Source organism: Bacillus sp. HY001 (genome assembly GCF_007558965.1).
Classification (GTDB): Bacteria; Bacillota; Bacilli; order Bacillales; family Bacillaceae_G; genus Bacillus_A; species Bacillus_A mobilis.
Map to the genome: position 1 here is coordinate 1 of NZ_VLTE01000368.1, position 266 is coordinate 266.

The following is a 266-nucleotide window of genomic DNA, read 5'->3' on the forward strand; positions in this document are numbered from 1 at the left end:
TATAAAGTGGATAATTTATTACAAATGTTTCGAGATGCATTGTTAATCTCTGAGCCAATTTATAAAACAAATGAGCTAGTATGGAATAAGTGGAATGCATACTTTAAAGATGTTGAAAACAATAATAATAAAGTATTAACCTCATCTCATGCATCTCCATCATTTACTGCATTAGTGTCTTGGCTAGAAAAAAAGCAAGAATCCGGTATTACATTAGTACAAATTTATGCGAAAATTGATTCCTATAAGGAAGAAATATATAAAGA

Annotated in this window: 1 pseudogene; it reads left to right on the forward strand. The window is 28.6% G+C overall.

Features of this window, described 5'->3' with window-relative positions:
• Window positions 1-6 precede the first annotated feature (6 nt).
• Window positions 7-266 (forward strand): annotated as a pseudogene (locus tag FOT98_RS31775) (XRE family transcriptional regulator); the annotation flags it as partial.